The organism is Streptomyces sp. MMG1533, from assembly GCF_001279775.1.
GTDB lineage: Bacteria > Actinomycetota > Actinomycetes > Streptomycetales > Streptomycetaceae > Streptomyces.
Genome location: NZ_LGDG01000228.1, coordinates 18,250 through 40,224, shown reverse-complemented (window position 1 = coordinate 40,224; position 21,975 = coordinate 18,250). Strand labels below are relative to the sequence as shown.

Annotated in this window: 20 protein-coding genes and 1 tRNA gene; 9 read left to right on the top strand and 12 right to left on the bottom strand. The window is 69.8% G+C overall.

The genetic code is table 11. The features are described from left to right. Positions 1 to 85 precede the first annotated feature (85 nt). Positions 86 to 466 carry a hypothetical protein gene (locus ADK57_RS27880; protein ID WP_053752348.1) on the top strand — a complete coding sequence of 127 codons (381 nt, stop codon included), beginning with the start codon at positions 86 to 88 and terminating at the stop codon, positions 464 to 466. A 46-nt stretch (positions 467 to 512) separates the two neighbouring features. Here ADK57_RS27880 and ADK57_RS27875 read toward each other — a convergent pair. Continuing rightward, positions 513 to 584 (bottom strand) — tRNA-Val (locus tag ADK57_RS27875). A 250-nt stretch (positions 585 to 834) separates the two neighbouring features. Here ADK57_RS27875 and ADK57_RS27870 point away from each other — a divergent pair. The 3 genes from ADK57_RS27870 to ADK57_RS27860 all read left to right on the top strand — a co-directional run bounded on the left by ADK57_RS27870 (position 835) and on the right by ADK57_RS27860 (position 3,376). After that, positions 835 to 1,605 carry a DUF4097 family beta strand repeat-containing protein gene (locus ADK57_RS27870; RefSeq protein WP_053752347.1) on the top strand — a complete coding sequence of 257 codons (771 nt, stop codon included), beginning with the start codon at positions 835 to 837 and terminating at the stop codon, positions 1,603 to 1,605. 75 nt (positions 1,606 to 1,680) lie between these two features. Continuing rightward, a complete protein-coding gene (locus ADK57_RS27865; RefSeq protein WP_053752346.1) occupies positions 1,681 to 3,072 on the top strand; it encodes a hypothetical protein in 1,392 nt (463 codons plus the stop codon). An 82-nt stretch (positions 3,073 to 3,154) separates the two neighbouring features. Then, a complete protein-coding gene (locus ADK57_RS27860) occupies positions 3,155 to 3,376 on the top strand; it encodes an FmdB family zinc ribbon protein (RefSeq protein ID WP_053752345.1) in 222 nt (73 codons plus the stop codon). A 163-nt stretch (positions 3,377 to 3,539) separates the two neighbouring features. On the opposite strand, the gene ADK57_RS27855 is transcribed toward ADK57_RS27860, so the two are convergent. The 3 genes from ADK57_RS27855 to ADK57_RS27845 are packed head-to-tail and all read right to left on the bottom strand — an operon-like array spanning position 3,540 to position 8,016. After that, the gene (locus ADK57_RS27855; protein ID WP_053752344.1) at positions 3,540 to 4,355 is read right to left on the bottom strand and encodes a hypothetical protein; all 816 of its coding nucleotides are present in this window, start codon (positions 4,353 to 4,355) and stop codon (positions 3,540 to 3,542) included. Beyond that, complete coding sequence (locus tag ADK57_RS27850; RefSeq protein WP_053752381.1) at positions 4,355 to 6,826, bottom strand: phosphoribosyltransferase; 2,472 nt, start codon at positions 6,824 to 6,826, stop codon at positions 4,355 to 4,357. Before ADK57_RS27850 ends, ADK57_RS27855 begins: the two co-directional genes overlap by 1 nt. A 23-nt stretch (positions 6,827 to 6,849) precedes the next feature. Next, positions 6,850 to 8,016, bottom strand: a complete 1,167-nt coding sequence (locus tag ADK57_RS27845) for an HpcH/HpaI aldolase/citrate lyase family protein (protein ID WP_053752343.1) — start codon at positions 8,014 to 8,016, stop codon at positions 6,850 to 6,852. A gap of 188 nt (positions 8,017 to 8,204) precedes the next feature. Between ADK57_RS27845 and ADK57_RS27840 the strand changes: the two genes are divergently transcribed. Beyond that, entirely contained in the window at positions 8,205 to 8,975 is a 771-nt protein-coding gene (locus ADK57_RS27840; protein WP_053752342.1) for a TerD family protein, read from the top strand. 46 nt (positions 8,976 to 9,021) lie between these two features. Here ADK57_RS27840 and ADK57_RS27835 read toward each other — a convergent pair whose 3' ends face one another. The 6 genes from ADK57_RS27835 to ADK57_RS27810 form a co-directional block, all read right to left on the bottom strand. Next, positions 9,022 to 9,759, bottom strand: a complete 738-nt coding sequence (locus ADK57_RS27835; protein WP_053752341.1) for a TerD family protein — start codon at positions 9,757 to 9,759, stop codon at positions 9,022 to 9,024. A 94-nt stretch (positions 9,760 to 9,853) separates the two neighbouring features. Then, on the bottom strand, positions 9,854 to 10,999 hold the full coding sequence (locus ADK57_RS27830; protein WP_053752340.1) for a DUF475 domain-containing protein: 1,146 nt from the start codon (positions 10,997 to 10,999) through the stop codon (positions 9,854 to 9,856). A gap of 49 nt (positions 11,000 to 11,048) precedes the next feature. After that, complete coding sequence (locus ADK57_RS27825; RefSeq protein ID WP_053752339.1) at positions 11,049 to 11,624, bottom strand: TerD family protein; 576 nt, start codon at positions 11,622 to 11,624, stop codon at positions 11,049 to 11,051. A 101-nt stretch (positions 11,625 to 11,725) separates the two neighbouring features. Further along, positions 11,726 to 12,301 carry a TerD family protein gene (locus ADK57_RS27820; RefSeq protein ID WP_053752338.1) on the bottom strand — a complete coding sequence of 192 codons (576 nt, stop codon included), beginning with the start codon at positions 12,299 to 12,301 and terminating at the stop codon, positions 11,726 to 11,728. A gap of 113 nt (positions 12,302 to 12,414) precedes the next feature. Continuing rightward, positions 12,415 to 12,873 carry a peroxiredoxin gene (locus ADK57_RS27815; protein WP_053752337.1) on the bottom strand — a complete coding sequence of 153 codons (459 nt, stop codon included), beginning with the start codon at positions 12,871 to 12,873 and terminating at the stop codon, positions 12,415 to 12,417. Between the two features lie 127 nt (positions 12,874 to 13,000). Beyond that, the gene (locus ADK57_RS27810; RefSeq protein ID WP_053752336.1) at positions 13,001 to 13,438 is read right to left on the bottom strand and encodes a DUF3052 domain-containing protein; all 438 of its coding nucleotides are present in this window, start codon (positions 13,436 to 13,438) and stop codon (positions 13,001 to 13,003) included. Positions 13,439 to 13,845: 407 nt separating this feature from the next. On the opposite strand from ADK57_RS27810, the gene aceE reads away from it, so the two are divergent. Further along, entirely contained in the window at positions 13,846 to 16,593 is a 2,748-nt protein-coding gene (gene aceE, locus ADK57_RS27805) for a pyruvate dehydrogenase (acetyl-transferring), homodimeric type (RefSeq protein ID WP_053752335.1), read from the top strand. Between the two features lie 71 nt (positions 16,594 to 16,664). After that, positions 16,665 to 17,402: a potassium channel family protein gene (locus tag ADK57_RS27800; RefSeq protein ID WP_053752334.1), complete on the top strand. Its 738-nt coding sequence runs from the start codon at positions 16,665 to 16,667 to the stop codon at positions 17,400 to 17,402. 204 nt (positions 17,403 to 17,606) lie between these two features. Here the strand turns inward: ADK57_RS27800 and ADK57_RS27795 are convergent, their stop codons facing one another. Further along, entirely contained in the window at positions 17,607 to 17,915 is a 309-nt protein-coding gene (locus ADK57_RS27795; RefSeq protein ID WP_053752333.1) for a hypothetical protein, read from the bottom strand. A gap of 307 nt (positions 17,916 to 18,222) precedes the next feature. Then, positions 18,223 to 19,869, bottom strand: coding sequence for an MFS transporter (locus ADK57_RS27790; protein ID WP_053752332.1), 1,647 nt, complete (start codon positions 19,867 to 19,869; stop codon positions 18,223 to 18,225). 95 nt (positions 19,870 to 19,964) lie between these two features. Between ADK57_RS27790 and ADK57_RS27785 the strand changes: the two genes are divergently transcribed. Next, the gene (locus tag ADK57_RS27785; RefSeq protein ID WP_053752331.1) at positions 19,965 to 20,606 is read left to right on the top strand and encodes a TetR family transcriptional regulator; all 642 of its coding nucleotides are present in this window, start codon (positions 19,965 to 19,967) and stop codon (positions 20,604 to 20,606) included. A 100-nt stretch (positions 20,607 to 20,706) separates the two neighbouring features. Beyond that, positions 20,707 to 21,927: an alpha/beta hydrolase gene (locus tag ADK57_RS27780; RefSeq protein ID WP_053752330.1), complete on the top strand. Its 1,221-nt coding sequence runs from the start codon at positions 20,707 to 20,709 to the stop codon at positions 21,925 to 21,927. The last annotated feature ends 48 nt before the right edge of the window (positions 21,928 to 21,975 follow it).

Below are 21,975 nucleotides of genomic sequence, written 5' to 3'. Positions count from 1 at the left end.
CGGCATCCGCACTCCGGCACACCCGTTCGCATGAACCACGTGAAGGAACTCGCCACCCAAAATCGAACAGGCGTAGCATTGCGGCGTGGCTACGACCTATGACTTTCCGAGTGACCTGCTCGCCGGTCAGGAGGAGCTGCATCAGGTCCGGGCCGAGCTGTCGGCCCTGCTGAAGCGGCTTCCCTGGTCGGTCGAGCCCCTGGACGGTTTCAGTGACGCGGGCGGCTGGCGCAAGGTGGAGCGCCCCGCCTCCCCCGGCTGGACGGCCGACGAACAGGCCTCGGTGGAGAAGCTCCGCCGACGGGAGCACGAACTCGCGGTCTTCGTGAGCGGCCACCGCTTCTGGGCGGAGGTCGCGGGCGCGGAGCGGGTGGACGCCCGCATGAAGCTGAAGCACGCGCACGAGACTCCGGAGAACCCGTGGAAGCCGGAGAACCCGGAGAAGCCGGAGGAAGAGAAGTCCTGAACCGAGAAGACCCCGGCCGTGAGCGGCCGGGGTCTTCTCGTCGGTGTGGGCGCGGACGGTTTCGAACCGCCGACATCCTGCTTGTAAGGCAGGCGCTCTACCCCTGAGCTACGCACCCGAGACGAGTCGACAGCCTACATTGCCCGGGGCACTGTCCCGCAAACCCGTATCGCGCGGTCCCGTACCGCAGTCCCGTGCAGCAGTCCCGTACCGCAGTCCCGTGCAACAGTCCTGTGTAAGGGACACCTACGGGGGTTATCCCCACCTGGAATCCGGGAGCGGCCCGGATGCCTGCGCGGACCCGGGATCCGTACGGTCGAAGAGCGTCGTAGCAGAGGCTTCGCCGCTCGTCCCAGGGGGAGATCGTCATGGCCCGTACCGTTCCCGTCCGTGCCCTCGCCGTAGCCGGTGTCGTCACGGCCCTCGTCGCCGGTGCCACCGCCTGTGGCGCCTCCGCCGCCGACGACAAGGATCCCGACCGGCGCTCCTTCGCCCTGCGGGGCGACACGCTCACGATCGACTCCGACGACTCCGCACTGGAGATCATCGCCGCCGACTCGCACAAGGCGGGCACGGTCGAGGTCACCCGCTGGTTCCAGGGCACGGTCGCCATGGGCAAGGACCCCAAGGTCACCTGGTCCATGAAGGAGGACCGGCTGAAGCTGCGGCTCGAGTGCACGGGCGTGGTCGCCGACTGCGCGGCCAAGCACCGGATCGAGGTACCGCGCGGCATCAAGGTGAACGTGGTGGACGGCGACGGCAGCGTGCGCGCGCGGGGCTTCGAGGACGCGCTGAACATCCGCACCGGCGACGGTTCCGTGCGTGTCACCGACTCCGACGGGCCGCTGGAGCTGCACACCGGCGACGGCTCGGTGCGCGCGGACGTCTCCTCGCGCAAGGTGCGCGCCCAGACCGGTGACGGCTCGGTCCACCTCGAACTGGCCGTCGTACCGGACCTGGTGGAGTCCCGCACCGGCGACGGCTCCGTGACGATCGCGCTGCCCGACGCCACGTACCGGGTGACGACCAAGACCGGCGACGGCGCCGAGGACATATCGGTGCCCCGGGACGACTCCAGCCCCCATGTGGTGTCCGCACGGACCGGCGACGGCAAAGTAACGGTCCGAAAGGCGAACTGACCGGCCCGTGTGTTCGTCCTCTACCGGTGGGAGAATGACAGCGGGCCAGGACGAATCACAGCACGGGAGAGGGATGTGACGGCGACACCTTCGCAGCCGTACTCGCCGTTGGTGCCGCGCGCACACCATCCTGTGCGTCACGCGCTGCGGGACACCCTCACCCTGCTCGGACTGCCGCTCCTCGTCGCGCTCACACTGCCCGCCGCCTTCGCGAGCGGCGGCGGCAGCGGCACCCGGCGCTGGTTCGGCGGACGCGCGGAGAGCCAGCGGGCCGAGGCGCAGGCCGCGAAGGACGCCGCCGCGGCCGCGTTCTACGAGCTGGACACCGCCCAGCGCGATCTGCGGATCTCGATAGAGACCATCACGGCCGTCGACGACTCCCCCGCCGCCCGGCGCGCGGTCGCCGACTTCCAGGCGATCAGCAACCGCATCGACGAGGCCAGCCACCAGTACATCAACGCCGTCGACGCACACGACCTCGACCGCGACGACCTGGAGGCCTCGGCCGCCTCGCAGGCCCGCACCGCGCTCGCCCAGGCCAAGGACGAACTGGGCCGGGTCAAGCAGGACCTGGACCGGTTCACGGCCGGGCTCGGGCCGCTGCTCGGCAAGGCCGAGACCCAGCTGGCCCGCCTCGCCCCGGCCGTCGAGCGGGCCCGGCAGGGCCTGCTGGCCGCGTCCAACGCCCTCGATGCCGTACGGGGATCGGGGCTGAAGGCGGACGACCTGGCCGCCCGGCTCGCCGCCCTCGGGCCCGAGCTGACCAGGCTGAACCAGGGCGCCGGAGCGCACGGCGTCCCCCAGACCCTGGAGCGCGCCGAGTACGTGGCGCGGGAGGCCGCATCGGTCCGGGTCGAGGCCGAGCGGCTTCCGGAGCGGGCCGCCGAGATCGACCACCGGCTGGTCTCCCTGCGCACCCGTGCCCAGGCCCTCACCACCCGCGCCGGGCAGGTCGACCCGATCCTGAGCGAGCTGCGGCGCCGCTTCGTGGCCGCCTGCTGGCAGGACCTGCAGCACGTGCCGGACCAGGCCGCGGAGAACGTGGCGCAGGCCGAGCTGAAGCTGCGCGAGGCCCGCGCCGCCCGCGACGAACAGCGCTGGCCGGACGCGACCGCCCTGCTGTCGACGGTCCGGGCGCTGCTGAACACGACCGACGAGTCGGTCTCCGCCGCCGGGGACCGACTGCACCGGCTGAACGCCGTGCAGAAGGACCCTCAGCAGGAGATCGACCGCACCCGCTTCGCCATCCGCGACGCCCAGCGGCTCGCCATGGCCGGCCGCCACACCCCCGACCCGCAGCACGCGCGCCCCCTGGACGACGCGGTCGTCCGCCTCGACCGCGCGATCGGCACGCTGGAGGGCCGCCACCCGGACTACTGGCACTTCCTCACGGAGACGGAGGCGGTACGGCAGACGGTGGCACGGGTCGTGAGCCAGATCCGTGGGGAGCGCGGGTCCGGGCACTGACCCGCCCCGCGCCGCGCCGGGCGGCCGGCCGGTCACCGACATGCCGGTACGACGCCGGGCGGACGCCGGTTAACCTGTGCGCATGCCTCGCTACGAGTACCGCTGCCGGACCTGCGGCGACACCTTCGAACTGAGCCGTCCGATGGCGGAGTCCTCCGCCCCCGCCGACTGCCCCGCGGGCCACGACGACACGGTGAAACTGCTGTCGACGGTGGCGGTCGGCGGCTCGGCCTCCGCGCCCGCCCCGGCACCCCGGTCGGGCGGTGGCGGCGGCGGTTGCTGCGGCGGGGGCTGCTGCGGCTGACGGCCACCCGGGGAACCTTCCTCGGCAGACCCTCAGGCGGGTTTCGCGGCGAGCACCCGGCGGAGGCGTCTGCTCGCCGCGCCGCTGGGGCCGACCGCCGCGGCCGGCCCGTCGGCAACGTCCTCAGGCCGACCGACCGGGCCGCTCAGGCCGTACGGTCCCCTCAGAGGGCCCCTTGGCGCGCCCCCCGCAGGAACTCCCGCAGGATCCGCTCCCCCGCCAGCACGCCCCGCTCCGGCAGCGCGCTGATCTCGGGGGCGCTCCAGCCGGCGTCGGCGAGTTCGCCGTGGCCGGGGCGCCAGCCGCGGTCCGCGGCGAGGAGGAGGTCGGCGTCGAGGAGGGAGTCGCCGGCGGCGAGGGTGAGTTCGGCGCCGGTGCGGCGGGCGACCTCGTGCATGGCCGCGCTCTTGGTGAGCGGCTTCGGGACGGCGTAGAGCTTGCGGCCCTGGAGGGAGACCGTCCAGCCGCGGTTCTCCGCCCAGACGGCGAGTTCCTTCACCCAGTCCTCGGGGAGCAGTTCGCGTTCGACGACCAGGTAGGCGAAGAGGTCCTCGGCGATCCGGTGCTTGCGCACCCAGAGCGGGTCGGCCGTGTTCATCAGGTGCTCGCGGACCTCGTCGAGCGGGGCGCACTCGTCGGCCAGCCGGGACGTCACCCGGGCGTGCCAGTCGAGGTCGGAGACGCCGTCCACCAGGAGGTGGCCGCCGTTCGCGCAGATCGCGTAAGTGGGCGGCGGGCCGGGCAGGTTGATGCGCTGGTACTGCTTGCGGGTCCGGGTCGTCGTCGGGACGAAGACGGCGGCGTCGCCGAGCTCGGCGAGCAGGGCGGCCGATGTCTCCGTCATGTACGACAGCGGCCTGCTCTCGTGGACCTCGACGCACAGCAGCCGGGGCGCCCGCGCGTCCGGCATGGTCAGCGCGAGGGCCGCCGCGGAGTAGATGAGCGTACGGTCGAGGTCGCTCGCCACCAGCACCGGCATCAGACCGTCACCGCCCTGCCGTCGGCACCCGTGGCGCCCCGCGTGTACTTGGGGTGGATCAACCCCACGCAGGTGTACGGGAGTTCGGCGACCTCTTCCACCGGGACACCTCTCTGTTCGGCGAGCAGGCGTACGTGGTCCAGGTCGGCCCCCGCTCCGGCTCGCGCAAGGATCTTCCAGGGCACCCGGCGCAGCAGCACGCGGGTGGTCTCGCCGACGCCGGGCTTGACGAGGTTGACGTCGTGGATGCCGTACTCCTCGCTGATCCGCTCGACGGCCGCCCAGCCCTCCCAGGTCGGGGCGCGGTCGCCGGACAGCAGCTCCTTGGCCTGCGCGTCCACCGCCTCCACGACCTCGGGGAAGCGCGCGGCCACCGCGTCCAGGAAGGCCACCGACACGTCGGCACCGGCGAGTTCGCGGTAGAACTTCGCGCCGTGGAAGTCGTTCGGACCGACCAGGTCGGCGCGCAGGACGGTTCGCGAAATCAGGCCGGACACCGTGGAGTTGAGGCACGCGGACGGTATGAGGAAGTCCTCGCGGGTGCCGTAGGTCCGCACGCACGAGCCCGGGTCGGCGAGCACCGCGATCTCCGGGTCGAAGCCGGTCGCGCCGCCCCCTGCCTCGAACTCCTTGATGGCGTCGGCGAGTTCGCGGGTGATGGCGCCCTTGCCGGTCCAGCCGTCGACGAAGACGACGTCGGCCGGGTCGTGGTGGGCGGCCAGCCAGCGCAGCGCGTTGGCGTCGATGCCCCGGCCGCGCACGATGGAGACGGCGTAGTGCGGCAGGTCGAGGCCGTGCCGGAACTGGGCCCAGCGGCGCATCAGCACACCGATCGGGGTGCCCGCACGGGCCAGTGACACCAGCACCGGCCGGGGCGACCGCTCGGCGAGCACGAGCTCGGTGACCGCGCCCACCGCCAGCGCCAGCCGTGCCGCGGACTCCTCCAGCGCCGCTTGGAACAGCTCCTGGTACCGCTCGCTGGGCTGGTACTCCACCGGCAGCGACTCCGCGTAGTGTGCGCCGCCGCTCTGGATCGCCTCCTCGCGCTCCTCGGTCGGCGCCTCCAGCGTCACGTCCGAGAGGTCCTGGAGCAGCCAGCCGACCTCCTCCGGCGCGTACGAGGAGAAGGCGGGGCCGCGAAGGGGCTCGGGCAGCATGGCGGGCCTTTCGGGGACGTACAGCGGCTCGGGCACGTACGAGGGCACGACCGCGAGGACGACGTGCGGGGTGTGGGCTGCCAGCCGGTCCAACAGGCCGTCGGGAGCGTGCAGTTCGGGGGTGTCGGCGGCCGAGTCGACCACGGCTATGACGGTGTCGAAGCCGCCGCCCGCCACGTTGTAGGCGTAGCGCTCACCGGGGCCGTCGGCCGGGTCGTCGTGGGCGGGGAAGACGAGGCGGCTGCGGATCGCGTAGCCGGGGTCGTCGACCGCGAGGACGGGTGAGCGGGTGGTGGTGGAGTAGCGCACCTCGGCGCCGACGTTGTCAGCGGTGTCTGCGAGCTGCTCCAGCTCGCGGGCCAGCCGCAGCGGCGCGTACATCAACTCCTCGAAGCCGAGCACGAGCACCCGCCGGGCCTTCGCGGGCAGTGCCTCGGCGAGCCGGGCGGCCATGGCGGGCAGCGCGCCCTCCAGACGTATTCGGTGCTGCGGCGTGAACCCGTGCCGTCCGCCGTCGGGCAGGCCGCGGGGCCAGCACAGGTCGACACGGCAGACGCGGCCGTGCGGCTCCCCCGCCGCTGCGGGGGCCGCCGCGGCCTCGTGCCGGGCGACCAGCTCCTGCCCCTTCGCCAGCACGCCCTCCGGGAGCCGTACGGTCCCGGAGGCGGCCGCCACCAGGTCCACCCGGGCGCCGATCTCCCGCGCGAACCCCTCCAGGCGGCCGGCGTCGGCCGCCGAGCGCATGTCGACGAGGGCGACCACCACGTACCGTCCGCGCGGATAGCGTTCGTGCAGGTCACGGATGGTGTTGAGGACCGTGTTGCCGGTGGAGAACTCGTCGTCGACCAGGACCAGCGGCCCGTCCCCGACCAGCAGCGCCGGGTCCTCCGGCAGCAGCAGGTGGGAGGTGGCGTGCGAGTGGGACTCCTCGAAGCCGCCGGCCGGGGCGACGCCCAGGACCGGGCGGCGGGTGGAGTGCAGATAGGGGGCGAGGCCCAGGCCGTCGGCGACGGAGTGGCCGAGACCGGTGGCGGTCTCCGCGTAACCCAGGACGACGGCCCGGCCGGCCTCCTCGGTGCCGAGGAGGTCGCGGACCCGGCGGCCGAGGGCGAAGCCGTGGCCGTAGACGACGGACGGCGACTGGGGGACGTGCTTGCCGAGCACGTTCGACACGAGCAGGTGCGCACGCTTGGGGTTGCGGCGCAGGGCCAGCCCCAGCAGGTCGGCCAGCTCGTCGTCGCCCACCAGTTCGACACCGAGTCGCTCGGCGACCCAGCTGCCGGACCAGACGGCTTTGTTCACTGCGTGGTTCATGCGTCCCTTGTTGTTCAGCGGTCTCACTCGGGGATTCCGGCCGCGAGCAGCTCCACGAAGCCGATGTCCTCGTTCGCCACACCGAACACCTCGGCGCGCAGCAGGGTCCGCTCGGCCCAGGCGCGATGCGGCTTCACTTCATTCATTTTGTTCGTGTACGCCGATCGGAGCACGCCGCCGCCGCCCCGCTCGGACCTCAGGATGTCATGGGCGTCACTGAACTCCTCGTGGCTGACCACGGAGAGTGCGTGCACGGGCAGCACGTGGGAGGGGTGGATGCAGGTCTTGCCCTGCAGGCCGTTGGCCTGGTCGAGGGTGATCTCGCGCAGCAGGCCGTCCATGGCGTGCTCGATGAGCGCCTCGCGCAGCTCCTCGGCCTGACCCTCCAGGAAGGGGCTGCGGCGCAGCTGCGGCTTGAACATGCGCTCCTGGACACGGAAGTACTCCCACACCGGCCCGGTCACGGTGAATCCGGTGCCGTCGGCCCGGCCCAGCATGTTCACCACGTCGGCGATCACGGAGGCGACGACCTGGACGTCGTAGGCGGTCATGTCGGGCGCTCTGCGCAGGCCGTACGAGGAGCAGAAGTCGGTCACGCCGAGGCGCAGTGCCAGGACCCGGTCGCGGTACTTGTCGACCGCTCGGGAGATGCCCTCCAGGGTGTCCACCCGCGACTCCCGGTACAGCAGCTCGGGCGACTCCAGGACGGGCATCGCGAAGAGCCGCCGCCCGCCGGCCGCCTCGGCGGTCGCCAGGGCCTCCAGGAAGGGAATGCCGCGCTCCTCGGTGAACTTCGGCATCACGAACCCGGACAGCAGCCGGGCGGCGGGGCCGAGACGTCGTACGAGGTCGGGGATCTGCTCGGGCGTGCGGACCCGGATGAACAGCAGCGGCAGGTCCATGCCACCCCGTGCGGCGAGGTCCGTGAACTGCCGTACGAGGTTCTCCTCGGCGTCCGGGACGTCCTCGTCGCCGATCGAGTCCTCCAGGCACAGCACCATCGAGACCACGCCACGCCCGGTCTGCTTGACGATGTCGTCCGCGAGCCGCGGCCGGGTGGCCGGACTGTAGAGCGTGGCGCCCAGGGCCACGGAGAGCAGCCGGGCCGAGGAATCCGCGGTGAACTCGCAGGGCTCCTGGTGGAAGAGGCGCTGCCGCACCTCAGGGGCGATGTGCCCGAAATGACGCATAGAACTCCCCCGTGGACGCTGATGGACTCCTGCGGGCTGTCCACAGGTGGCCGGTAATAGTACGTAGGGATCCATGTCATAGGTTCCCGCACGGCATGAATTTCAGGTAACACGGACGCGCACACCCAAACACACGGATCTGCCACCCCGCGTTGTCGTGACCAGGACCGAGAGGGCAGGATGACCGCATGACGCACGCGATGCTGAAGGGGTCGAACGTCCCGCTCGAAGCCACAACGGTACGCGCCGTGCTGCGCTGGGCGCCCGGGCAGGGAAGCCCGGTCGTCGACGCCTCGGCGCTGCTCCTCGGACCCGACGGTCGTGTGCGATCGGACGAGGACTTCGTCTTCTACAACCAGCCCCGCCACCCCTCCGGAAAGGTCTGGCTGCTCGGCAAGAAGCGTGTCGCCGAGGGACCCACGGACACGATCCAGACAGATCTGGCCGGTGTCGAGTCCGATGTCAGCCGGATTCTGCTGGTCGCTTCCGCGGACGACGTCACCTTCGACCGCGTACAGGGTCTGCGCATCCTGCTGTACGACGCCGCGCTCGCCGACGGCGAGCCGCTGGCCCACTTCGACATCAAGCCGGAGACCGGCGAGGAGACGGCCCTGATCTGCGGCGAGCTGTACCGCCGCGGCGAGGGCTGGAAGTTCCGCGCCCTGGGCGAGGGCTACTCCAACGGCCTCCAGGGCCTCGCCACCGACTTCGGCATCGCGGTGGACGACTCGGAGCAGCAGGAATCCCCGGACGAGCCCGTGACACAGGCCGCGCCGGAGTTCTCCCAGCCGTTGCCCCCCGAACAGCCGACGGTGGTCCCGACCCAGCCGGCCTACGGCTACCCCCAGCAGCCCGCCCCCACGGTCCAGCCGGCCTACGGCTACCCGCAACCGGTGACGGCGGTACCGGCCCACGAGTTCCGGCTGCCGCCGCAGGGGCCTCAGTTCATCGGCCGCTAGGCACGGTCACGGATCGCTGGGCACGGTCACCTGTCGCCGGGCACGGTCACCGATCGGCCTTGGCCTTGTAGCCCCGCCCCCACTGCAGCCCCCAGCCGTACAACCGGTCCAACTCGGCCTGGAACCCGTAGACGAACTTCACCTCACGCCGGACCACCATCTCCCCCTTCACGTTCTCGATCATCACCACCGCGCACGAGCGGGCCTGCGGATGCCGCTCGTCGAGACCTATCTCGATCCGCGGCCCATTGCTCGGATACAGCGTGACGATCGCGTGGGTACGGTCGAACGCGGGCGTCTGGTCGTAGATGTACACGAAGACCAGCAGCCGCTTGATCGCGTCCCGGTGGTCGAGGTTGACGTAGATCGTCTCCCCGGACGCCGACCCGAACCGGTCGTCCCCGCTGAGCTTCACGTACGGCGCCCCGTTGACGTCCCCGAGGTAGCCTCCGAGCGGCTGCACGACCCCCTTCGTGCCGTCCTGGAGCTCGTACAGGCACCCGAGGTCCAGGTCGACGTTGACCATGCTCTGGCTGTGCCCGAGGACCTCCGGCGGCTTGAGCGCCTTGAAGGGGTGCCGCAGCAGACTCTCCCGCTGGGAGCCGCCGAAGTCGGACGTCCGCATCCGCCAGGCCAGGTTTATGCGCAGATGCCCGGTGGCGGCGCCCTGCTTGGTGAGGGAGACCTGACTGTGCCGTTTGGTCAGCTCGATGGAGTTGGTCGCCGCGTTGCCCGAGTCGAAGTCGGACTCGCGCCCGCGCCAGAGCCCGTCGAAGAAACCCATTCCCGCCCCACCTTCACGTCAAAGACCGGCGGGGCGGCACCGAGGAGTCGCCTCGTCGCCGCCCCGCACAGAGCGTTCCTCACCCCGAGGGGTGTCACACCCCGGACGAGACCTCAGTCTTCTCGTCCGAGCCCGCTTTTCCCTCTGCCGCTGCCAGAGCCTTGTTGCGGCGGACGGAGGACCAGAAGGACCAGCCGATCAGGATGACACCGATGCTGCCGGTGATGAGCTCGTGGATCTGGTACTGGATGGTGACCAGGAGGATCGCGGCGAGGGCGCCGATGGCGTAGTGCGCGCCGTGCTCCAGGTACACGTATTCGTCGAGGGTGCCCTGGCGGACCAGGTAGACCGTGAGCGACCGGACGTACATGGCGCCGATGCCGAGGCCGAGGGCCATCAGGACGATGTCGTTGGTGATGGCGAAGGCGCCGATCACACCGTCGAAGGAGAACGACGCGTCCAGGACCTCCAGGTAGAGGAACATGAAGAACGCTGCCTTGCCGGCCAGGACGACCGCCGAGCGTGGCTTGCCCTGCCGTTCGGCCGCTTCCTCCTGTTCGTGTTCGCGCTCCTCCTCCTCTTCGAGCCTGTCCTCGAAGTAGCCGGAGAGACCGCCCACGATCATGTAGGTGATCAGGCCCGCGATGCCGGAGAGGAGGACCGTCTCCGCCTTGTCGGCATGCGCGCCGCCGTGCTGGTGGGCGTGGGTGGCGAAGGTCATCGCGGAGATGAGCAGCACGATCAGGGAGATGCAGACCGACAGCATGTCGACCTTGCCGAGCTTGGCGAGCGGGCGCTCCAGCCAGCTCAGCCACTTGATGTCCCGGTCCTCGAAGATGAAGTCGAGGAAGATCATCAGCAGGAACATGCCACCGAAGGCGGCGATCGACGGGTGGGCGTCGGTCACCAGCTGCTGGTAACGGTCCTTGTCGTTGAGAGCGAGGTCGACGGCCTCGATCGGGCCCATCGAGGCGCTGACGGCGACGATGACCACCGGGAAGACCAGCCGCATGCCGAAGACGGCGATGAGAACGCCGACGGTGAGGAAGATCTTCTGCCAGAAGGCACTCATCTTCTTCAGGATTCCGGCGTTGACCACTGCGTTGTCGAAGGACAGCGAGATCTCGAGGACGGAGAGGATCGCCACGATACCGAAGCCGGTCCACCCCCCGTAGAAGACCGCCGCGACGAGGCCGAGCGCGGTGACCGCGAACGACCAGCCGAAGGTTTTCAGAACCACTGGCTACCCAATCCTGTAAGTACGGGTCTCTGCCGCGCCGTACTCGGCTTTACGAAACGTTGACTCCGAAGTCTAGAGCGATGCCCCGCAGCCCCGACGCGTACCCCTGCCCCACAGCCCTGAACTTCCATTCGCCCTGGTGGCGATAGACCTCGCCGAAGATCATCGCGGTTTCCGTGGAGGCGTCCTCGCTGAGGTCGTAGCGCGCGAGTTCCTGGCCGTCGGCCTGGTTGACCACACGGATGAAGGCGTTGCTGACCTGGCCGAAGGTCTGGCCGCGGTTGTCGGCGTCGTGGATCGAGACCGGGAAGACGATCTTGTCGACGTTGGCGGGCACCTTGGAGAGGTCGATCAGCAGCGACTCGTCGTCGCCCTCGCCCTCACCTGTGAGGTTGTCGCCGGTGTGCTCGACCGAGCCGTCCGGGCTCTTGAGCTGGTTGTAGAAGACGAACCACTCGTCACCCAGCACTCGCCCGCTGTTGCACAACAGTGCGCTGGCGTCGAGGTCGAAGGGCGCGCCGGTGGTGGAGCGCGCGTCCCAGCCGAGCCCGACCATCACCTGGGTGAGGTTGGGTGCGGCCTTGGACAGGGAGACATTGCCCCCCTTGGCGAGCGTGACGCCCATGATGCTGGTCCCTCCCCGAGAGTGCTTCTCTGCTTGTCCTGCACGTCCGGCGCCGCACGCAAACGGTGCGGCGCCGGACGGTGAGACCCGCGGACGACGGCTCAGACGTTGACGCCGAAGTCCTGGGCGATGCCGCGCAGGCCCGAGGCGTAGCCCTGGCCGATGGCGCGGAACTTCCACTCCGCGCCGTTGCGGTAGAGCTCCCCGAAGACCATGGCGGTCTCCGTGGAGGCGTCCTCGGAGAGGTCGTACCGGGCGATCTCCGCGCCGCCGGCCTGGTTCACCACGCGGATGAACGCGTTGCGCACCTGGCCGAAGGACTGCTGGCGGTTCTCGGCGTCGTAGATCGACACCGGGAATGTGATCTTGTCGACGTCGGCCGGGACAGCGGCGAGGTTGACCTTGATCTGCTCGTCGTCGCCCTCGCCCTCACCGGTGAGGTTGTCACCGGTGTGCTCGACCGAGCCGTCCGGGCTCTTGAGGTTGTTGAAGAAGATGAAGTTCGCGTCGCTCGAGACCTTCCCGGACGCGTCCAGCAGCAGCGCGCTGGCGTCCAGGTCGAAGTCGGTGCCGGTGGTGGTGCGGATGTCCCACCCCAGACCGACGATGACCGCGGTCAGGCCCGGGGCCTCCTTGGTCAGCGATACGTTGCCGCCCTTGCTGAGGCTGACTCCCACGAGTCCTCCATTGGTGTCCAGGGGCTGGGAGCCCCGCCGTGCGTTCGATGTCGGATCAACGAGTCGATCCTAGTGACGGGTTCCCGCACCACGCATGGCATGGAACCGAAGAATCACAGGGTGTCGAGCGCCTTGACGTACTCGTTCAGGTCTCGCGCGTCCGGCAGGGCGTTGACGACGGTCCAGCGCACGACGCCCTCCTTGTCGATGACGAAGGTGCCGCGCACCGCGCAGCCCTTGTCCTCGGCGAAGACGCCGTACGCGCGGGAGACCTCTCCGTGCGGCCAGAAGTCGCTGAGCAGCGGATATTCCAGGCCCTCCTGCTCGGCGAAGACGCGCAGGGTGTGGATGGAGTCGTTGGAGACGGCGAGCAGCTGGGTGTCGCGGTCGGAGAACTGCGGCAGGTGGTCGCGCAGCTCGCACAGCTCGCCGGTGCACACGCCGGTGAAGGCGAAGGGGTAGAAGAGCAGTACGACGTTCTTGCTGCCGCGGAAGTCGGACAGCCTCACGGTCGCACCGTGGTTGTCCTTGAGCTCGAAGTCGGGGGCCTTGTCGCCGACCTGGATCGCCATCGCCTCGGATGTCCCTTCGTGGGCTGTTCGGGTGAGAACACCCTACGCAGCGATCACCGAAGGCCTTCGGACGGGCTGGGGGTCTCGGCCACTGCCGAGCGAAGCCCAGCCCGTCCGGCGCTGCGGGCTACTTCTTGGACTTCGCGGCCTTCGGCGTCACCAGCCGGCTGCCACTCCAGTCCTTGCCGACACTGACACTCTTGGACGCGGACAGCCCTGCCGTGGTCGCGGCTTCAGAGACGTCGCTCGGCTCCACGTAGCCGTCTCGGCCGGTCTTCGGCGTCAGCAGCAGGATCGAACCGCCCTCTTCGATGTACGTGATGGCATCCACCAGTACGTCGGTCAGGTCGCCGTCCTCGTCGCGGAACCACAGCACAACGGCGTCGGCGACGTCGTCGTATTCCTCGTCCACGAGGTCGCTGCCGATGACTTCCTCAATGGCCTCGCGGAGTTCCTGGTCTACGTCGTCGTCGTAGCCGATCTCCTGGACCACCTGCTCGGGCTGGAACCCCAGCCTGACGGCAGGGTTCGTCCGCTCCTCCGCGTGGTCCGCGGTCGCGCTCACGGGTTGCCTCCTGATCATGTTTTGGAATGGGGGTCCCCCCGGGCCCCTTCAGGGCCTTGGGGGAGTCTCAGCCACGCGCGTGCGCGAAGCATTGGCCGTAGTCCACACGGGCGGGACGGATCGCGCAAGTACCCGGCCGTTCAGACCGCCGAAACGGTGACGATACCGGCCGTGTCGCCGCAACCTACGGCACACCGTCCCGGCCCGGCGTGACACAGCCCACACCTTTCTGCCCTGTTTGCGCGTTTGGGAACCACCTGGAGGTGCGCCCGTGCAGACAAGGCTCTGATTACCTCACAGTAGAGATGACGTTTGCGACGCCGAGGTACACGATGGGGAACGGTGCAGGCATACGAAAACCCCGAGAAATCCCTCGCAAAGCAGCCCTCTGACAGGTAAGGAACAGCGTGGCTTCCGGATCCGATCGCAATCCGATCATCATTGGCGGCCTTCCGAGTCAGGTTCCTGACTTCGACCCCGAGGAAACCCAGGAGTGGCTCGACTCCCTCGACGCCGCCGTGGACGAGCGCGGCCGGGAGCGGGCCCGCTACCTGATGCTCCGGCTCATCGAGCGTGCCCGCGAGAAGCGCGTGGCCGTGCCGGAGATGCGCAGCACGGACTACGTGAACACCATCCCCACCAGGGCCGAGCCGTTCTTCCCGGGCAACGAGGAGATCGAGCGCCGGATCCTGAACGCGACCCGGTGGAACGCCGCGGTCATGGTCTCGCGCGCCCAGCGGCCCGGCATCGGCGTCGGCGGCCACATCGCCACCTTCGCCTCCTCGGCCTCCCTCTACGACGTCGGCTTCAACCACTTCTTCCGCGGCAAGGACGAGGGCGACGGCGGCGACCAGGTCTTCTTCCAGGGCCACGCCTCCCCGGGCATCTACGCCCGCGCGTTCCTGCTGGACCGCCTCAGCGACCAGAACCTGGACGCGTTCCGCCAGGAGAAGTCGAAGGCGCCGTACGGCCTGTCCAGCTACCCGCATCCGCGGCTGATGCCGGACTTCTGGGAGTTCCCGACCGTGTCGATGGGCCTCGGCCCGATCGGTGCGATCTACCAGGCCCGGATGAACCGCTATCTGCACGCGCGCGAGATCGCGGACACCTCGAAGTCGCACGTGTGGGCGTTCCTCGGCGACGGTGAGATGGACGAGCCCGAGTCGCTCGGCCAGCTGTCCATCGCCGCCCGCGAGGGCCTGGACAACCTGACCTTCGTCGTCAACTGCAACCTCCAGCGGCTCGACGGCCCGGTGCGCGGCAACGGCAAGATCATCCAGGAGCTGGAGTCGATCTTCCGGGGCGCCGGCTGGAACGTGATCAAGCTGGTGTGGGACCGCACCTGGGACCCGCTGCTGGCCCAGGACCGCGACGGCGTGCTCGTCAACAAGATGAACACCACGCCGGACGGGCAGTTCCAGACGTACGCCACCGAGACGGGCGGGTACATCCGCGACCACTTCTTCGGCGACGACCACCGGCTGCGCGCCATGGTCGAGAGCATGACCGACGACCAGATCCTGCACCTGGGCCGCGGCGGTCACGACCACCGGAAGATCTTCGCGGCGTACAAGGCGGCCGTGGAGCACAAGGGCCAGCCGACCGTGATCCTCGCCAAGACGATCAAGGGCTGGACGCTGGGCCCGAACTTCGAGGGCCGCAACGCCACGCACCAGATGAAGAAGCTGACGGTCGCCGACCTCAAGGGCTTCCGCGACCGGCTGCACCTGCCGATCTCCGACAAGGAGCTGGAGTCGGGCGCGCCGCCCTACTTCCACCCGGGCCGGGACTCGGAGGAGATCCAGTACATGCACGACCGCCGCAACTCGCTCGGCGGTTACGTCCCGACGCGCGTCGTGCGCTCGCAGCCGCTCGCGCTGCCCGACGACAAGACGTACGCGACCGTGAAGAAGGGCTCGGGCCAGCAGTCCATCGCGACGACCATGGCCTTTGTGAGGCTCCTCAAGGACCTCATGCGGGACAAGGAGATCGGCAAGCGGTTCGTGCTGATCGCGCCGGACGAGTACCGCACCTTCGGCATGGACTCCTTCTTCCCGAGCGCGAAGATCTACAACCCGCTCGGCCAGCAGTACGAGGCCGTGGACCGGGACCTGCTCCTCGCGTACAAGGAGTCGCCGACCGGGCAGATGCTGCACGACGGCATCTCCGAGGCGGGCTGCACCGCCTCGCTGATCGCCGCGGGTTCGTCGTACGCCACGCACGGCGAGCCGCTCATCCCGGTGTACGTCTTCTACTCGATGTTCGGTTTCCAGCGCACCGGCGACCAGTTCTGGCAGATGTCCGACCAGTTGGCGCGCGGCTTCGTGCTGGGTGCGACCGCCGGCCGTACGACCCTGACCGGTGAGGGCCTCCAGCACGCGGACGGCCACTCGCAGCTGCTCGCCTCGACCAACCCGGGCTGTGTGGCGTACGACCCGGCGTTCGGCTTCGAGATCGCGCACATCGTGCAGGACGGTCTGCGCCGGATGTACGGCGAGACCGCCGACGGCAAAGCGGGTGAGGACGTCTTCTACTACCTCACGGTCTACAACGAGCCGATCCAGCACCCGGCCGAGCCGGCGAACGTGGACGCCGAGGGCATCGTCAAGGGCATCCACCGCTTCGCGGAGGGCACTTCGGGGTCGATCCCGGCGCAGATCATGGCGTCCGGCGTCGCGGTGCCGTGGGCGATCGAGGCGCAGAAGATCCTCGCCGAGGAGTGGAACGTGAAGGCCGACGTCTGGTCGGCGACCTCCTGGAACGAGCTGCGGCGCGAGGCCGTGGCGTGCGAGGAGCACAACCTGCTGCACCCCGAGGAGGAGCAGCGGGTGCCGTACGTGACGCGGAAGCTGGCCGGCGCGGAGGGACCGTTCGTCGCCGTGTCCGACTGGATGCGGTCGGTTCCGGACCAGATCGCGCGGTGGGTGCCGGGGACGTACCAGTCACTGGGTGCGGACGGCTTCGGCTTCGCCGACACCCGTGGGGCGGCCCGCCGCTTCTTCCACATCGACGCGCAGTCGATCGTGGTGGGCGTGCTGACCGAGCTGGCCAGGGAGGGCAAGGTCGACCGGTCGGCGCTGAAGCAGGCGATCGACAGGTACCAGTTGCTCGACGTCTCGGCGGCGGACCCGGGGGCCGCGGGCGGCGACGCGTAGCGCGGCATGATCGAGTGAAGGGCGGTGGGGCCTGGGCCCCACCGCCCTTATCGTTTCTTTACTATGCGCTCATGAAGGAACAAACGGCGCAGGTGCGGTGGGAGCGACGGACCCAACGGCCCTTGTTGGCCCTCGCGGTGCTGTTCGCCGTCGCCTACGCCGTGCCCATCGTGATCAGTCCGACGAGCCGGTCGCTGACCGACGCGTGCACGGCCGTCGAGTGGGTGGTCTGGGGGGCCTTCGCCGTCGACTATCTGGTGCGGCTGGTTCTCGCCGAGGATCGCCGGCGGTTCGTACGCAGGCACTGGCTGGACCTGTGTGCGGTGGCGCTGCCGCTGATCCAGCCGCTGCGGCTGCTGCGGCTGGTGTCGACACTGCTGCTGGTGCAGCGGCGGGCGCGGATGGCCTCGCAGATCCGGCTGACGACGTATGTCGCGGGGGCGGTCGTCGGGCTGCTGATGTTCGGGTCGCTGGCCGTGCTGTCGGTGGAGCGGGAGTCCCCGGACGGGAACATCAGGACACTGGGTGACGCTGTGTGGTGGTCGTTCACGACGATGACGACCGTGGGGTACGGGGATCACGCGCCGACCACCGGCTTGGGGCGGATGATCGCCGTGGGGCTGATGCTGTCCGGGATCGCGCTGCTGGGTGTGGTGACCGCGAACATCGCCGCGTGGTTCATCGCGCGGTTCGAGAAGGACGACGTGGAGGAACGGCGGCAGACGGAGGCGATCCGCCTGCTGACCGATGAGGTGCGGGCGCTTCGGGCGGAGATCGCGGCGTTGCAGGAGCAGTCTGTTCGGCAGTGAACGGGGTTGCGGCCCCGGAGGACGGATCGCGCGGCCCGGCGCTGACGGGGTGCCGTCCGCGCCCACCCGTGCCGCCCGTGGGATCCCCCAGGCCTTCAAGGCGCTGAGGGAGGCACGACTGCCCGCGGACCGACGGCATCGCTTGCCGCGCCTGCGCGGGTGGGCCCCCGGCGTCCCACCGGGGGCCCTTCCCTCACGCCCGGGTCAGAACATGCCCGTGCCCGGGGTTGCCGCTCCGGCGAGCCAGATGACCGCCAGGAGCGTGTCGATGGCGCCCAGTACGAGGGCGACCAGGGCCGGGACCGGGCGGCTGCCCGCCCAGCTGCGGCCCATGGCGAGCCAGCCGCAGACGATCGCGACGGGGCCGAGGATGATCCCCAGCACGAAGAATCCGGCGATCGCGCAGATGACTCCGATGATTCCGAGCGTCGCGCGATCCGGCCCACTCCGTGACCTCGTCCGGCTACGTGAGCGGGGGTACCTGCGCGTTCCTTGTCCGAAGCCCGCCATCATCAACTCCCAGAACCCCTCGGTTGGTTGGGTTCGTTTCGGGTTCGACGATGCGAGTACCCCCGATGCGGGGGCTAATCCTCCGGCCTTGCGGCGCGCCGCCCCCCTCCGGCAGCGCGCCGCAGATCCGGTCGCCCTCGTTCGTCGTACGAACGTCCCGAACTTGCCTGGGGAACATGCCGTACCGGAGGGCTTGACCCACTGTGACCCGCGGCGCGTACCGGGTGCGAGGAATCTTTAGCGTTGTCACCCTGATAGGGGAACTCCGCGTATTCCTCCGGGGGTTCGGCGATGGGCGTGATGCCCCGCGTCAGATGTGCCCGACGCCCGCGCCCGCCTCCGCGTTCTCGCCGCGCTTGGTGAGCAGCGCGACCAGGACGGCGACGACGGCGACTCCGGCGGCGACCAGGGACGCCAGGCTCATGCCGGAGACGAAGGTGTCGTGCGCGACGTCCGTGATCTTCGCGACGATCGCCTCCGGGGTGCCCTTGGCGACCGGAGGCACACCGACCTGGACCGCTTCGGATGCCTGGTCGAGCTGGGTCGGCGTGAGCTCCGGGAGCCCCGCGTCCTTCCAGTTGCCCGCGAGGTCGCTGTCCACCTTGGAGGCCATCACGGCGCCCAGGACGGCCGTACCGAGGCTGCCGCCGATCTGCATCGCGGCCTGCTGGAGTCCGCCGGCGACACCGGAGAGCTCCATCGGGGCGTTGCCGACGATGACCTCGGTGGCGCCGACCATGACGGGCGCGAGGCCGAGGCCGAGCAGGGCGAACCAGAGCGACATGAGGCCGCTGCCGGTGCCCGCGTCCAGCGTGGACATCCCGAACATGGCGACGGCGACGGCGGCCATGCCGCCGGCCAGCGGGACGCGCGGGCCCAGCTTGGTGATCATCGCGCCCGCGAGCGGGGAGCCGACGATCATCATCCCGGTGAGCGGGAGCAGGTGCAGACCGGCGTCGATCGGGCCCATACCGTGCACGTTCTGCAGGTAGAAGGTGACGAAGAACAGACCGCCCATGAAGGCAATCGCCATGAGGACCATGAGGACGACGCCCGCCGACAGCGGGACCGAGCGGAAGAGCGCCGGCGGGATCAACGGCTCCTTGACCTTCGTCTCCCAGAAGGCGAAGAGCGCGAAGCCGACCACGGACGCGAGGACGAACGTCCAGGTAGTCCCGGCGCCCCAGCCCCATTCCGGGGCCTTGATGAGCGCCCACACCAGACAGAACATGGCGGCCGACAGCAGGGCGATGCCCAGGATGTCGAAGGAGCGCGGGGCGCTGTATCCATTTTCCGGGCTCCGCCCGAGGGCAGCTCGGTGGTCGAGCAGGATCACCACACCGAGGGCGACGGCGAGGATGCCGACCGGCACGTTGATGAAGAACACCGACTGCCAGTTGACGTGCTCGACCAGGACGCCGCCGAGGATCGGGCCACCCGCGGTGGAGGCGCCGATGACCATGCCCCAGATACCGATGGCCATGTTGAGCTTCTCGGCCGGGAAGGTCGCGCGCAGCAGGCCGAGCGCGGCCGGCATCAACAGCGCGCCGAACAGGCCCTGCAGGACACGGAAGGTGACGACCAGCGCGATGCTGTCGGACAGGCCGATCGCGCCCGAGGCGCCGGCGAAGCCGACCACGCCGATCAGGAAGGTCTGCCGGTGGCCGAAGCGGTCACCGAGCTTGCCCGCGGTGATCAGGGAGACCGCGAGGGCGAGGAAGTAGCCGTTGGTGATCCACTGGACGTCGGCGAAGCTCGCCTTCAGGTCCGACTGGATGGCCGGGTTGGCGATGGCCACGATGGTGCCGTCCAGGGCCACCATCATGACCCCGACCGCGACGGTTATGAGCGTGAACCAGGGATGGCCGCGCAGCCCGGAGGCGGGCGACCGGTCCGACGGGGCGGATGGCGCCGTGCCCCCCGGCCCCGTCTTGTCGATGGTGGTCTGACTAGTCATGCGGCGAGGCTAATGACAGCCACTGACAATTGACAAACCAATTCACAAGTCGGTAACTGTCAGGACAGTTTTCGTCATCTGCGAGGAGAGACACCATGGACACCGCGGCACGGCCTGGGCTGCGCGAGCTCAAGAAACAGCGCACCCGCGACGCGTTGCTGCGGGCCGCCCTCGAACTGTTCACCGGCCGGGGGTACGAACAGACGACGGTCGACGACATCACCGAGGCGGTCGACGTCTCGCAGCGCACCTTCTTCCGCTACTTCGCGAACAAGGAGGAGGCCGCGCTCGCCGTCCAGGAGATGACGCTGGAGCGCTTCGTCGAGTCGGTGCGCGAGCGCCCGGCGCACGAGGCGCCCATGGAGGCGCTGCGGCAGGCCGTCCTGGAGGGCTGGGACACGCTGGGCGAGGTCGTCGAATCCGTCGTACCCGTGGAGCTGCATCTGCGCATGTACCAGGTGATCGAGTCGACGCCCGTCCTGCTCGCCGCCCATCTGCGCCGCTCGGCGGAGGTCGAGGAGACGATCGCGCGGGTGCTCGCCGAGCGCGAGGGCCTCGATGTGGACACCGACCCGCGCCCCCGGCTCACGGTGGCCCTGTTCAGCGCGGTGATACGGGTGACGGAACGACAGTGGAGCACGGGCGAGGACTTCAGCCTCGACGCGATGCGCGACCTGACGGTCACGTACCTCGAACAGGTGGGACCCGCACTGGCGGGAAACTGGCGAACGGCCTGAAGGCGACGGCACTATGCACTGAAGGCCCGGTTTTGTCCAAACGTGATTCACGCCACTTGGTTAACGCGAGACCCTCTCGTTCTCCTAGTGTGTCCTTTCAGTGACTTCCTTCGACACCTCCCCCCAACTGAACGTCTGGCGCGCACTGCTCGCGTTGGCCGTGGTGTTCGTGATGCTGGCGACCACCGGCTGGACGGCACTGCGCAGTCAGCGGAGCAGCACCGCGCTCCAGGCATCGCTCTCCGACTGGGAGCACGGCCACATCGCCGGAGACCGGCTGCCGGACCCCGACGAGACGACCCCCCACCGTCTCGCCCGGTTCTTCGCCTCGCTCACCGCGCAGCAGCGCAGCAGCCTCGCCCGCCGCTATCCGCTCGCCGTCGGCAACATGAACGGCGCGCCCGTCGAGCTGCGTTACCGCGCCAACCGCATCGCCCTCGGGCAGGCCCGCAAGGTCGAGCTGAAGCGCATGCACGACGTACGGCTCACCCCGGACGGCCAGCAGGAGGCCGGGCGGCGCATGCACCGCTACGAGTCGCTGATGAGCAAGGGCCGCCACATCCTCGCCTTCGACCCCGACGGTTCGGGCCGGGTCGCCGAGGTCTTCGGCAGCCTGCGGAACGCGGAGCGGGTCTCGGTCGTCGTCCCCGGCGTCGACACCGAACTGCTCACCTTCCAGCGGACCTCCCGCCAGTACTCCGCGCCGGTCGGCATGGCCACGGCCCTGTACCGGGCCGAGCGCGCGGCGAGCCCGTCGACGCGTACGGCCGTCATCGCCTGGGCCGACTACACCGCACCCAGCGGGCTCGGCATCGACTCGGCGACCGCGATGCGCGCGGCGGACGGCGCGGTACGGCTGAACGCGCTGGTGCGCGGCCTTCCCGGCGGTACCCCGGTCTCCCTCTTCTGCCACAGCTACGGCTCGGTGGTGTGCGGCCTCGCCGCGCGGACGCTGCCGGACCGGGTGGCCGACATAGCGGTGGCCGGCAGCCCCGGGATGCGCGTCGCGAACGCGTCCCACCTGCGCACCTCCGCGCATGTGTGGGCGATGCGGGACGCCGACGACTGGGTGCAGGACGTGCCGTACATGGAGGTCGGAGGGCTCGGCCACGGGGCGGACCCGATGTCCGCCGCGTTCGGCGCGCGGGTCCTGTCGGCGCGGGGCGCGGACGGGCACGGCGGCTATTTCGAGCCGGGCACGGAGAGCCTGCTGAACTTCGCGGAGATCGGCACTGGCGCATACCGCTCGGTGCACTGCGCGGGCGATACCGGAGCCTGCCGGACGGGTTTGTCCGGGACGGCATCGGCCGGACGCGCGTAGAGACGGAGAAATCCACGGATGCGTGGGGAGGGGACGAAGGAGCTCGTG

Bases quoted from the DNA above. Each gene is read 5' to 3' on its own strand.
- ADK57_RS27870 (WP_053752347.1), top strand. From the start codon at position 835: ATGGCCCGTACCGTTCCCGTCCGTGCCCTCGCCGTAGCCGGTGTCGTC.
- ADK57_RS27815 (WP_053752337.1), bottom strand. From the start codon at position 12,873: ATGGCGATCCAGGTCGGCGACAAGGCCCCCGACTTCGAGCTCAAGGAC.
- ADK57_RS27800 (WP_053752334.1), top strand. From the start codon at position 16,665: ATGAAGGAACAAACGGCGCAGGTGCGGTGGGAGCGACGGACCCAACGG.
- ADK57_RS27790 (WP_053752332.1), bottom strand. From the start codon at position 19,869: ATGACTAGTCAGACCACCATCGACAAGACGGGGCCGGGGGGCACGGCG.
- ADK57_RS27825 (WP_053752339.1), bottom strand. From the start codon at position 11,624: ATGGGCGTCACGCTCGCCAAGGGGGGCAATGTCTCCCTGTCCAAGGCC.
- ADK57_RS27860 (WP_053752345.1), top strand. From the start codon at position 3,155: ATGCCTCGCTACGAGTACCGCTGCCGGACCTGCGGCGACACCTTCGAA.
- ADK57_RS27845 (WP_053752343.1), bottom strand. From the start codon at position 8,016: ATGCGTCATTTCGGGCACATCGCCCCTGAGGTGCGGCAGCGCCTCTTC.
- ADK57_RS27835 (WP_053752341.1), bottom strand. From the start codon at position 9,759: ATGGGTTTCTTCGACGGGCTCTGGCGCGGGCGCGAGTCCGACTTCGAC.
- ADK57_RS27840 (WP_053752342.1), top strand. From the start codon at position 8,205: ATGACGCACGCGATGCTGAAGGGGTCGAACGTCCCGCTCGAAGCCACA.
- ADK57_RS27850 (WP_053752381.1), bottom strand. From the start codon at position 6,826: ATGAACCACGCAGTGAACAAAGCCGTCTGGTCCGGCAGCTGGGTCGCC.
- ADK57_RS27795 (WP_053752333.1), bottom strand. From the start codon at position 17,915: ATGATGGCGGGCTTCGGACAAGGAACGCGCAGGTACCCCCGCTCACGT.
- ADK57_RS27785 (WP_053752331.1), top strand. From the start codon at position 19,965: ATGGACACCGCGGCACGGCCTGGGCTGCGCGAGCTCAAGAAACAGCGC.
- ADK57_RS27855 (WP_053752344.1), bottom strand. From the start codon at position 4,355: ATGCCGGTGCTGGTGGCGAGCGACCTCGACCGTACGCTCATCTACTCC.